This is a genomic window from Actinocorallia libanotica, from assembly GCF_039525175.1.
In the GTDB taxonomy this organism is placed as follows: domain Bacteria; phylum Actinomycetota; class Actinomycetes; order Streptosporangiales; family Streptosporangiaceae; genus Actinocorallia; species Actinocorallia libanotica.
The window spans coordinates 438,427-449,217 of the sequence record NZ_BAAAHH010000002.1; the positions used below are offsets into that span (position 1 = coordinate 438,427).

A 10,791-nucleotide genomic window follows, 5' to 3' on the forward strand; every position below is an offset into this window, starting at 1 on the left:
GCTCACCCGGGTCTCACTCGGGCGCGATGCCGCCCGTGCCGCGGGTGCCCGAGACCGAACCGCCCCCGTAGGAAGAGGGGCTCTGGCCGGTGGCGCTCGGGCCGTAGGAGCCCGAGTACGTCTGCTCCCGGCGGTAGCGCTCGGTCTCCAGGCTCTCCTCCGGCTCCAGCAGGTGCTCCATCTGGTGCCGGCGCCGGGACGTCATCATCGCGACGGCGGCGCCCGCCAGACACACGGCGAGACCGCCCAGCAGGGTGTTGCGGGTGCGGTGGCGGTGCTTGTCCGGCTCGATCCAGGCGGCGGTGTCGCTCAGCGCGGAGCCGATCTTCGGCGCCATGCTGCCGTTGAAGTAGACGGCGGCGCGCTCGATCCGCGGCGCGGTCCAGCCGCGGGCGGCGGTCATCCGGTGGGAGGCCACCCGGCGCGCGGCGATCGAGGCCGGGATCATCCAGGCGATGGCCTTCGTGGCGCCGGTGTGCGCCTGGTGCATCCCCGTCTGCGACCGGTGCATCCCCGTCTGCACGCGGGAGGCCCCGGTCCGCGCGCGCGATATGCCGGTGCGCGCCCGGGACTTCAGCTGGGACCCGGCCAGCTTCCCGGCCATGGCGCCACGGCCCTTCGTCCCCATGGAGCCGCCCATCCCCATGGAGCGACCGAGACCCTTCGAGCGGCCCAGGCCCTTCGAGCGGCCGATCCCCATCGAGTGGCCCGCCCCCATGGAGCCGCCCATCCCCATGGAGCGGCCGAGACCCTTCGAGCGGCCCATCCCCATGGAACGGCCCAGGCCCTTCGAGCCGCCCATGCCCATCGAACGGCCGAAGCGCTTCGAGCCGTTCATGCCCATGGAGCGGGCCATGCCCTTCGGGCGGCTCATGCCCCGGCGGGCCATGCCCGTGGGACGGCTCATCCCCTTCGGGTGACCCATGCCCTTCGAACGGTGGCCCGGCATGCCGGAGTTCTGCAGAGCACCGGACACGCCTCGGGTCTTCAGGCGGAGCCTCCGGTCGACCTCCTTGGGCGCTCTCTTCACGGAACGGCGCATGGACACGTTTCCTCCCCCGAATAGCTGACGGTCCTGAAACCTCCCTTCCCTGCGCCCTGCACGTCACACCTGACCCGGGCGCACGTCACACCTTGTGAACGTGGAGCTTGAAGACCGTGGCAGGATGACGGGGTCGGTGCTGACAACCATCAGGAGGAGCCATGGCCGAGACACTTGCGACGTTCAACACCAGCCAGGGGAAGATCGTCATTCGCCTGTTCCCCGAACTGGCTCCCAAGACCGTCGAGAACTTCGTGGGTCTGGCCGAGGGCACGAAGGAGTGGCGGCATCCGGAGACCGGCGTCGTCTCCAAGACGCCGCTCTACGACGGGACGATCTTCCACCGGGTGATCGACAACTTCATGCTGCAGGGCGGCGACCCGCTGGGCCGCGGCGTCGGCGGCCCCGGCTACCAGTTCGACGACGAGATCCACGCGCAGAACAGGTTCGACCGCCCCTACCTGCTGGCGATGGCCAACGCGGGCATCCAGGGCGGCCGGGGCACCAACGGCTCGCAGTTCTTCATCACCACCGTGCCGACCCCGTGGCTGAACGGCGGCCACACCATCTTCGGCGAGGTGGTCGAGGGCCAGGACGTGGTCGACGTCATCGGCAAGGTCGAGACGCTTCCCGGTGACCGGCCGAAGGAGGAAGTCAAGCTGGAGTCGGTGACGATCGAGCGCCGCTGACCGTTGTCCTGACGTGACAGACACTCCCCCGGCTTCCGAGCAGACCGGGGTGCCCACCTGCTACCGGCACCCCGGACGCGAGACGTACGTGCGCTGCACGCGCTGCGAACGGCCGATCTGCCCCGACTGCATGGTCGAGGCGTCGGTCGGCTTCCAGTGTCCCGAATGCGTCCACCAGGGCAACCGCGACATCCGGCACGCCAAGGGCAGGTTCGGCGGCGAGGTGGCCACCGTTCCGCGGCTGACCTACGCGCTGATCGCGGTCAACGTCGTGGTCTTCCTGCTGCAGTACGGGCTGGGGGACGCCGATCTGATCCGCTACGACTTCGGGCTGATCCCGCCGCTGGTCGCCGAGGGCGAGTACTACCGGCTGCTGACCTCGGCGTTCCTGCACAACGGGGTGACGCACCTGGCGCTCAACATGTGGGCGCTGTGGGCGGTGGGCCAGTCCCTGGAGCTGTGGCTGGGCCGCTCGCGCTTCCTCGTGCTGTACGGGGTGAGCGCGCTGGGCGGCTCGACGCTGGTCTACCTGGCCTCGCCTTACCTGTCGAACACCGCGGGCGCGTCCGGAGCCATCTTCGGCCTCTTCGGCGCGATCTTCGTGATCTCCCGCCGGATGAACCTGGACATCAGGCCGATCGCCGTCGTGATCGTCCTGAACCTGGCGTTCACCTTCGTGATCCCGCTGCTGGGCGGCGCGAACATCAGCTGGCAGGGCCACGTGGGCGGCCTCGTCACCGGCGGCCTGCTGGCGTTCGCCTACGCCCACGCCCCCCGGCAGAACCGCACGGCCGTCCAGTTCGGCGCCGCAGGCGCGATCACGGCACTCCTGCTCGTCCTGATCGTGCTCCGCACGGCGGCCTTCACCTGAGGCCCGCACTCCGCCCGGCACGCGCACTTCCCGCAGAACACCCGACACGCCCCGGCGTGTCCCTTCCGCGGGCGGTGCGCCGCCGGGCGGACGTGTCATCCCCGTGGATCGTGCAGTGCGCGTCAGCGCGCGTTCAGCCACTGGTGGCGCGCCGCCGGGCGCGCGTCATCCCTGCGGTGACCCGAACAGCCCGGGGACGATATGAGTCGTTGTCCCCAGGCTGTGGAAAACATTCGTGGATTGGTCCACGCGTTATGTGGGTAGGGATTACCGCCACTTGGTGGACAGGATCACCCCGAAGATGATCAGCGTGAAGCCGATGCCGAGGTTCCAGTTGCCCAGGTCGCTGATCAGCGGGACGTCGGAGGCGGTGCTGGCGCCGACGTAGTAGGTGGCGATCCAGCCCAGGCCGATCAGCCAGGCGGCGAGCATCACGGGCACCAGCCAGCGCGGGGTGACCGCGACCTTCTCCGCCCGCACGGGCGGAGTGTAGACGGCCTTCTTGCGGGTCTTGGACTTGGCCACGGGTAGTCTCCTCAACGAACGCGGGGTCGCGCGTCTCCCGCGCAAACGTCCAGTCCGTTGAAGTCTAATCGTTCTCCGCACGTGGGCGCAGCGTCCCCGGACGCCGAGTACGCCGCTGGTAGGTTGATCCGGGTGAGGGAGCTGGGTTGATGCGCGGATTCATCAAGGCACTCGGCGAGCTCTTCATCACCTTCGGGGTGGTCGTGCTCCTGTTCGTGACCTACACGCTGTGGGGCACCGGACGCTACACCCAGGCCCAGCAGACGACGCTCGCCGAGCAGCTGGACGCCCGCTGGGCCGAGCCCGCGGCCGCCGACGTCACCCGGGAGAAGGTGAGGCTCGGCGACGGGATGGCGCTGATCCGCATCCCGAAGTTCGGCAAGAAGTACCGGTACGTGATCGTCGAGGGCACCTCCCCGGACGATCTGCGGCGCGGCCCCGGCCACTACGCCAGGACCGCGATGCCCGGCCAGACCGGCAACTTCGTGGTCTCCGGGCACCGCACGACCTACAGCGCGCCCTTCAACAAGGTCGACAGGCTGAAGGCCGGCGACGAGATCCTCATCGACACCCGCAGCACCCAGTACGTCTACCGGGTGACCGGCGCCCAGGTCGTCGCGCCGACCCGGATCGAGGTGACCGCGCCGGTCCCCTTCCACCCCGGCCGCAAGCCGAAGAAGAAACTGATCACGCTCACCACCTGCCATCCCAAGTATTCTGCGGCCCAGCGACTCATCATCTTCGGTGAGCTCGACCGGCAGCTTCCCCGTGTGAACGACGGGGGCCAGAAGTAAGGCGACCCCATGTACCTGTGGATCTGGCGTCACCTCCCCGCCAAGAGCCCGCTCGCCAGGGCCGCGATCGCCGCGGCGCTCGTCCTCGCCGCGGCGGCGCTGCTGTGGTACGTCGTCTTCCCGTGGGTGGAGCCCATGATCCAGTTCGACCGCGGGACCATCCATGAGGACGGCTGAGCGCGTCCTCGTCGTCGACAACCGCGACAGCTTCGTCTACAACCTCGTCCAGTACCTGCGGGAGCTCGGCGCCGACTGCCGGGTCCTCGACCGGGACGAGGTGCGCCCCGAGCACGCCTCCGGCATGGACGGGGTGCTGCTCAGCCCCGGCCCCGGGCACCCCGCCGACACCGGCGTCTGCCTGGCGCTGCTGGCCGCCGCCCGGTACGGCGGGCCGCCCGTCCTGGGCGTCTGCCTCGGCCACCAGGCGCTCGCGTACGCCTGCGGAGCCCGGGTCGCCCGCGCCCCGCAGGTCGTCCACGGCTACACCAGCGAGATCCACCACGACGGACAGGGCGTCTTCGCCGGCCTGCCGTCGCCCTTCCGCGCCACCCGCTACCACTCGCTGGCCGTCGACCCCCGCTCGGTGCCGCCGGAGCTGGAGGTCACCGCCACCACCCCCGACGGCGTGATCATGGGCCTGCGGCACCGGACGGCCCCGCTGGAGGGCGTGCAGTTCCACCCCGAGTCGGTGCTCAGCGAGCACGGGCACGCCCTCCTGGGCGCCTGGCTGCGTTCGCTCCGGTCCCGAGGAGTTTTTTCTTCAAGTTCTTTCCAGGAATCTGTAACAACGGCCCCTGCCGCGACGAAGACCGTATGAGGGCTTCCGCCATCGCCCCCGAGTGGCGGAAGCCCTTTTTTCGTGCCCGGAGAATCAGGTGAACAGACGCTCCAGGCCTCAGCGACGCAGAAGAGCCCCGGACTCGGAGTCCGGGGCTCTTCTGGCGTCTCAGCGCGTCTCAGGGACGCTTCACGGCTCGACGGGGTCGGTGTCGTCCTCCTGGCCCGGCGGCAGGCCCGGGTCGGGCTGGCCGGGATCGGGCTGGTTCGGGTCCGTGGGCGGCTGCGTCTGCTCCGGCGGGGTCTCCGGCTGCGCGGCGATGTAGACCACGATCGTGGTGTTCACCGTCGCCTCGGTGCCCGCGACCGGGTTGGTCTTGAAGACGGTGCCGGGAACGGCCCCGCCCTCCGCCGGCACGGTGGTGAACTGGAACTTGTTGAAGCCGGCGTCCTTGAGCCGCGCCTTGGCGGTCACCTCGTCGGCGCCGATCAGGTCGGGCACGATCTTCTTGTCCACGGCCTTGGCGACGGTGACGTTGATCGTCGCGCCCTTGTTCACCGACGAGCCGGATCCGGGCTGGACCTTCAGGACCGTGCCGGGCTCGGCCGAGTCGCTGTTCTGCTCCCGCGACTGGACCAGGAAGCCCGCCTTCTGGAGGATCTGCTGGACCTCGCCGAAGGGCTTGCCGACCAGGTCGCCGGGGACCGTCACCTTCTCCTTGCCGGTGGAGACGAGCAGGGTGACGGCGCTGCCCTTGTCGACCTCCTGGCCGCCCTCGGGGTCGGTGCCGATGACCTTGCCCTTGGGCACGGAGTCGCTGGCCTGCTCCCGGGGGTCGACGGTGAAGCCCTGACCCTGCAGGATCTTGATCGCCTCGTCCCGGGACATGCCCTCGACGCGCTCGATCGCCACGAGTTCCGCGGCGGGCTCCTCGTCGTCACCGCCGCCGCTGGTCAGCAGCATGGCCAGACCGGCGAAGACGCCGACGACCACGACCCCCAGCAGCACCCACAAGGCGGCCTTCTGCGCCTTCTTGCCGGGCTCGTCGTCGTTGGAGGCGACCGCCCGCCGCCGGCCGCCGCCCTGGGTGGGCTCGTCGTACCGGACGGGAGGCAGGTCGTCGTAGCCGCCCTGCCCCGCGTAGGTGGCGGGGCCGACCGGCTGCTGCACCCGCGTCGGGTTGCCGGGGACCTGGCCCATCACCTGGGTGCCGGCCATCGGCGGCACCACCATGGTCGAGGTGCTCTGCGAGGCGACCTGGACGCCCTGCATCGCCCGCTGGATGTCGGCGCGGAACTCCGACGCGCTCTGGTAGCGGTGCGCCGGGTCCTTGGTCATCGCCTTCAGCACGATCCGGTCGGCCCACTGGGGGATCTCCGGGTCGAGCTGGGACGGCGGGATCGGCTCCTCCCGCACGTGCTGGTAGGCGATCGCGACCGGCGAGTCGCCCTGGAAGGGCGGCCGGGCGGTCAGCAGCTCGTACAGCACGCAGCCGGTGGAGTACAGGTCGCTGCGGGCGTCCACCCGCTCGCCGCGCGCCTGCTCGGGCGAGAGGTACTGGGCGGTGCCGATCACCTGGGCGGTCGCGGTCATGGTGGCCGCGGAGTCCGACATCGCGCGGGCGATGCCGAAGTCCATCACCTTGACCTCGTGGTCGCGGGTCAGCATGACGTTGGCGGGCTTGATGTCGCGGTGGATGATCCCGCCGCGGTGGGAGTAGTCCAGGGCGCGCAGGATCCCGTCGACGATCTCCAGCGCGCGCTCGGGCCGCAGCCGCCGCTCCGCGCCGTTCTCCGGCCGGATCAGCTCGCGCAGCGTGTGGCCCTCGACCAGCTCCATGACGATGTAGGGGACGGGCTGGCCGTCGAAGTCGTCCTCGCCGGTGTCGTACACCGCGATGATCGACGGGTGGTTGAGCGAGGCCGCCGACTGGGCCTCGCGCCGGAACCGGGCCTGGAACGTGGCGTCCCTGGCCAGGTCGGTGCGGAGGGTCTTGATGGCCACCGTGCGGTCGAGCCGGAGGTCGCGGGCACGGAACACCTCGGCCATGCCTCCGCGCCCGATGACGGCACCGAGCTCGTAACGGCCGCCAAGCAGCCGAGGCTGTGTCATGTCTCGCAGTCCTTTGATCCGAGTCGAACCTTGTTACCCGAACCTAGCGCCCGAGCGGTAGTGCTTTCGGGATCGGGTTCGTGACGAGTCGTCGTCGTGGCGGTCCTCGCCGACGGCCGGGCGGCTGCAGAGCGCGGTCCTGCGGAGGTTGCGGAGGGCCGTCCCATCAGTTCCGATGTGACCGGAGTCTCCACGGGCGAAACCGTCATCAGGTGTCCGTCACTTCTGGGTCAGGGCGTTGAAGATGTCGGCGGCGATCGGACCCGCGGAGCTGGCGCCGAAGATCTTGTCGCTGCCTTCGACGAAGACGGCGAAGCCGTACTTGGGCTTGTCCGCGGGGGCGAACCCGACGAACCAGGCGCCACCACGACCCACGGTCAGCTCGGTGGTGCCGGTCTTGCCCGCGATGTTGCGGCCCTGCAACACGCCGGCGGTGCCGTCGGCGACCACCCGGCGCATCATCTCCTGCAGTTGGCCGGCGGAGTCGCTGCTGATCGGCTTGCCCATCGAGGACGGGTCGGCCTTGTAGATCGTGCCGGACTCCGCGGGCTTGCCGTCGTCGCCCTCGACCCGGGTGACGGCCTTCTCGACCAGGTACGGCTTCATCATCTCGCCGCCGTTGGCGATCGCCGCGCCGATCAGCGCCATTTGCAGAGGGGTGGCCTTGGTCTCGCCCTGGCCGAACGAGCCGCGCAGGATCTCGTCGCGGTTCTGCACGTTGTGCGGGTACTCCGAGGCCGGGGCGGTCAGGTCGTCCTCGATCGGGATCCGCTTGTAGAAGCCGAACTTCTCCGACTGGGCGCGCACCGCCTCGTTGCCCAGGTACTGGTCCTCGGCGCCGAGCAGAGCGTAGGTGGTGTTGCAGGAGTGGGCGAAGGTCCTGATCAGAGGGGCCATCGGAAGGCCGCAGTTGATGCCGTCGTTGTGGCTGTTCTCGATCGGCTTGCTGCCACCGGTCGGGATCGCCGCCTGGGCGGGGACCGACGTCTCCATGCTGTTGCCGCTCTTGCTGAGGAAGGCCGCGGCCACCACGGTCTTGAAGGACGAGCCGGGCGGGAAGAGCTCGGCGTACGCCTTGTTGACCATCGGCTGCTGCCGGTCCTTGGTCAGCTTGTCCAGGGCGGCGGAGACGGCGTCCGGCTTCTGGATGTCGGCGACGGTGTTGGGGTCGAAGGACGGGAAGCCCGCCGCGACCTTGACCGCGCCGGTCTTCGCGTCGATGAAGACGGCTGCGCCTCGGGTGGCGCCCTGGGCGTGGAGCCGCTGGTAGGCCACCTGCTGGGCCTTGGCGTCGACCGTGGTGTAGACGTTGCCGCCCAGCGGCTTCTCACCCGCCAGCGTCTTGATCCAGGAGGTGGCCGTCTGCCGCTCGTCCTGGCCGTCGAGGATGGAGTCGAAGGACAGCTCCACCCCGGCCTTGCTCAGGTTGCTGGTGAAGTACCCGGTGACGGGGACGAAGACCTCGGCGTTCTTGACGTACTTCCGCTGGTACTTCGACTTCTTGCTGTCGGGGCTCAGCTTCTCGGAGTAGGCGAGCCGCACCTTGTCCGCGGAGTAGATGTCGCCGCGGGGCCGCAGGAAGATCCCCTGGTGCTGCCGGTTGTTGAACTTGTGCTTGCGCAGGTCCTCCGCCTGGTAGGCCTGGATGTAGTTGGCGTTGATCATCAGGACGGCGATCAGCGCCAGTCCGACCAGGGCCACCCGCTTGAGCTGGTCGTTCATCGACATCTTGTTCATCGCAGGTTCCCCACGTTGACGATCTGCGTCATGCCCTCGTCCTGGATCGCCACGGGAGCGGGCTTGCGCGCCTCGTGGCTGAGCCGGATCAGGAGGGCGATCAGCACCCAGTTGGCCAGCAGTGACGAACCGCCCTGGGAGAGGAACGGCGTGGTCAGGCCGGTGAACGGGATCAGCTTGGTGACACCGCCGGTGATCACGAAGATCTGGAGGGCGAAGACGAAGGACACGCCGCCCGCGAAGAGCTTGGAGAACTCGTCCTTGGTGGCGATGGCGACCTTGAAGCCGCGCTCCACCAGCAGGACGTAGAGCATCAGGAGGGCCATGAGGCCGGTCAGGCCGAGCTCCTCGCCGAGGGAGGTGAAGATCTCGTCGCTGAACGCCAGCGGGGTGCGGTAGGGCTGGCCCTGGCCGAGCCCGGTGCCCAGCACGCCGCCCTCGCCCATGGCGTACAGGCCGGCCATGAGCTGGTCGCTCTCGGCGTAGCTGCCGCCCAGGTCCCAGCACTCGGCCTGGGTGGCGGGCTTGCCGTCCAGCATGTTGTCGACGGTGCCGTCGGGCAGCTTGCAGCCGCCGCCGAAGTAGTTCTCGGGCGACAACCAGATCTCGACGCGCTGGTTGATGTGCTCGATACCGATCAGCTGGGCGCCGATGTAGATGATGAGCACGCCGCCGATGAAGAGGCTCAGGCCGATGAAGACCCAGGACGCCTTCCCCGTGGCGATGTAGATCATGCTGACGAACAGGCCGAAGAACAGCAGCGCGGTGCCGAAGTCGTTCTCCACGGCCAGGACCATCAGGGTGAGGATCCAGAAGGCGAGGATCGGGTAGAGGTCGCGCGAGCGCGGTAGCTCCAGCAACCAGATCTTGCGCTGGACCAGGGAGAGCGCCGCCCGCTTTTTCACCAGATAGGCGGCGAAGAACACGACGAAGGCCAGCTTGCAGAACTCGGCGGGCTGGAGGGAGAACGGCCCGAGCTTGATCCAGATCCGTGCGCCGTTGAGCTCGGTGCCGATCACCGGGACCATCGGCAGCATCAGCAGGACGAGGCCGATCGCGCCCAGCGTGTAGTGGTACCGCTGGAAGGCCTTGACCTCCTTGATGATGATCAGGGCGGCGATGAACAGGCCGATGGACAGGACCGTCCACATCAGCTGGCCCATGACGTCGGAGCCCGCGCCGAACGGCACGTACTTCACGCCGGGGTTGGCGGCCTCGAACCGCGTCTTCTCCTCGGGGAAGTCGGCGGTCGTCGTCTGGTCGATGCGGTAGATCATCATCAGCCCGAGGCCGTTGAGCAGCACGCCCAGGGGCAGCAGGAGCGGGTCGGCGTACGGCGTCCACTTCTGCATCACGAAGTAGGCGACGGCGGCCAGCGCGACGATCGCCAGCGCGTACCCGAACATGTTCGTGGGCAGGCTGCCGTCGCGGGCCAGACCGACCTGGGCGAAGCCCGCGATGGTGACGACCAGCGCGAAGACGAGCAGGCCGAGGGAAGCCGCCCGGCGTGGCCGCGCGGCCGTCGGCGTGGCTACCTCAGTCATGACTCCTGGAGTCCCTTCCTCACACGCGCCGTCACTTGGGGCAGTCGTTGTTCTGGTCAGGCTGCGGCGTCTTGCAGCCGGCGGCGCGCTCCGCCAGGACCGTCAGCTCCTTGATCGCGTCCTGGACCGTCCGGTATTCCTTGCTCTGCGCCTCGGCGAGGGCGGACGGGGGCAGGGTCTGCAGGTCGGGCCGGGGGAGCTGGCCGCCGGAGGCGGGGTCCTGGGTGAGCGGCGCGCTGGGGCAGCCGGGCTGGTCCGGGCCGCGGACGATGACCACGGTGTCGTCCTGCTTGCTGAGCTGGATCTTGCAGGCCGTCTCCAGGCGGGTCAGCTCCCGGCGGATGGCGGCGAGGTCGTCGCTGTGGAAGGACTTGTTGCGGATCTTGCTCCGCTCGGAGTTCGGGAGGTCGGCCAGGGTGAGGGCCGGCTGCTCCTTCTGGGGGGCCCGGGAGGCGGCCGGGAAGCCGAAGAGGCTCTTGTTGGTGCCCTCGAAGACGACGACCTTCTGTCCTTCGGCGCCCAGGTAGTAGCCGCTGTTCAGACTGGTGTAGCCGAAGTACCCGGCGGCGACCACCAGCAGGCCCACCACGCCCACCGCGCCGAGCAGCAGGGCCGGCTTGGGCTTGCGGCGGCGCTGCGGCGGCGCCTCGCCCGGTGGCCCGCCCGCCGGCGCGCCCTGGGCCGCGGCGGGTGGCGGCG

11 protein-coding genes are annotated in these 10,791 nt (G+C 69.4%); 5 read left to right on the forward strand and 6 right to left on the reverse strand.

Going from position 1 to position 10,791, the window contains the following annotated elements; translation table 11 throughout:
- Window positions 1–13: 13 nt before the first annotated feature.
- The gene (locus ABD140_RS05195; RefSeq protein ID WP_344237241.1) at window positions 14–907 is read right to left on the reverse strand and encodes a hypothetical protein; all 894 of its coding nucleotides are present in this window, start codon (window positions 905–907) and stop codon (window positions 14–16) included.
- Window positions 908–1,203: 296 nt separating this feature from the next.
- On the opposite strand from ABD140_RS05195, the gene ABD140_RS05200 reads away from it, so the two are divergent.
- Window positions 1,204–1,731, forward strand: coding sequence for a peptidylprolyl isomerase (locus tag ABD140_RS05200; RefSeq protein WP_344237243.1), 528 nt, complete (start codon window positions 1,204–1,206; stop codon window positions 1,729–1,731).
- 13 nt (window positions 1,732–1,744) lie between these two features.
- On the forward strand, window positions 1,745–2,602 hold the full coding sequence (locus ABD140_RS05205) for a rhomboid family intramembrane serine protease (RefSeq protein WP_344237245.1): 858 nt from the start codon (window positions 1,745–1,747) through the stop codon (window positions 2,600–2,602).
- 267 nt (window positions 2,603–2,869) lie between these two features.
- Here the strand turns inward: ABD140_RS05205 and ABD140_RS05210 are convergent, their stop codons facing one another.
- Complete coding sequence (locus tag ABD140_RS05210; RefSeq protein WP_344237247.1) at window positions 2,870–3,127, reverse strand: cell division protein CrgA; 258 nt, start codon at window positions 3,125–3,127, stop codon at window positions 2,870–2,872.
- A gap of 149 nt (window positions 3,128–3,276) precedes the next feature.
- On the opposite strand from ABD140_RS05210, the gene ABD140_RS05215 reads away from it, so the two are divergent.
- The 3 genes from ABD140_RS05215 to ABD140_RS05225 are packed head-to-tail and all read left to right on the forward strand — an operon-like array spanning window position 3,277 to window position 4,738.
- On the forward strand, window positions 3,277–3,921 hold the full coding sequence (locus tag ABD140_RS05215) for a class E sortase (protein WP_344237249.1): 645 nt from the start codon (window positions 3,277–3,279) through the stop codon (window positions 3,919–3,921).
- 9 nt (window positions 3,922–3,930) lie between these two features.
- A complete protein-coding gene (locus ABD140_RS05220; RefSeq protein ID WP_344237251.1) occupies window positions 3,931–4,098 on the forward strand; it encodes a hypothetical protein in 168 nt (55 codons plus the stop codon).
- Complete coding sequence (locus ABD140_RS05225; RefSeq protein WP_344237253.1) at window positions 4,085–4,738, forward strand: anthranilate synthase component II; 654 nt, start codon at window positions 4,085–4,087, stop codon at window positions 4,736–4,738. The genes ABD140_RS05220 and ABD140_RS05225 overlap by 14 nt, the downstream gene beginning before the upstream one ends.
- 150 nt (window positions 4,739–4,888) lie before the next feature.
- Here ABD140_RS05225 and pknB read toward each other — a convergent pair whose 3' ends face one another.
- The 4 genes from pknB to ABD140_RS05245 all read right to left on the reverse strand — a co-directional run.
- Window positions 4,889–6,811, reverse strand: coding sequence for a Stk1 family PASTA domain-containing Ser/Thr kinase (gene pknB / locus ABD140_RS05230; protein WP_344237255.1), 1,923 nt, complete (start codon window positions 6,809–6,811; stop codon window positions 4,889–4,891).
- Window positions 6,812–7,030: 219 nt separating this feature from the next.
- A complete protein-coding gene (locus tag ABD140_RS05235) occupies window positions 7,031–8,548 on the reverse strand; it encodes a penicillin-binding transpeptidase domain-containing protein (protein ID WP_344237257.1) in 1,518 nt (505 codons plus the stop codon).
- Window positions 8,545–10,092: an FtsW/RodA/SpoVE family cell cycle protein gene (locus tag ABD140_RS05240; RefSeq protein ID WP_344237259.1), complete on the reverse strand. Its 1,548-nt coding sequence runs from the start codon at window positions 10,090–10,092 to the stop codon at window positions 8,545–8,547. Before ABD140_RS05240 ends, ABD140_RS05235 begins: the two co-directional genes overlap by 4 nt.
- A gap of 31 nt (window positions 10,093–10,123) precedes the next feature.
- Window positions 10,124–10,791, reverse strand: a 668-nt coding sequence (locus ABD140_RS05245; RefSeq protein WP_425544081.1) for a hypothetical protein, incomplete at its 5' end; no start/stop codon positions are given.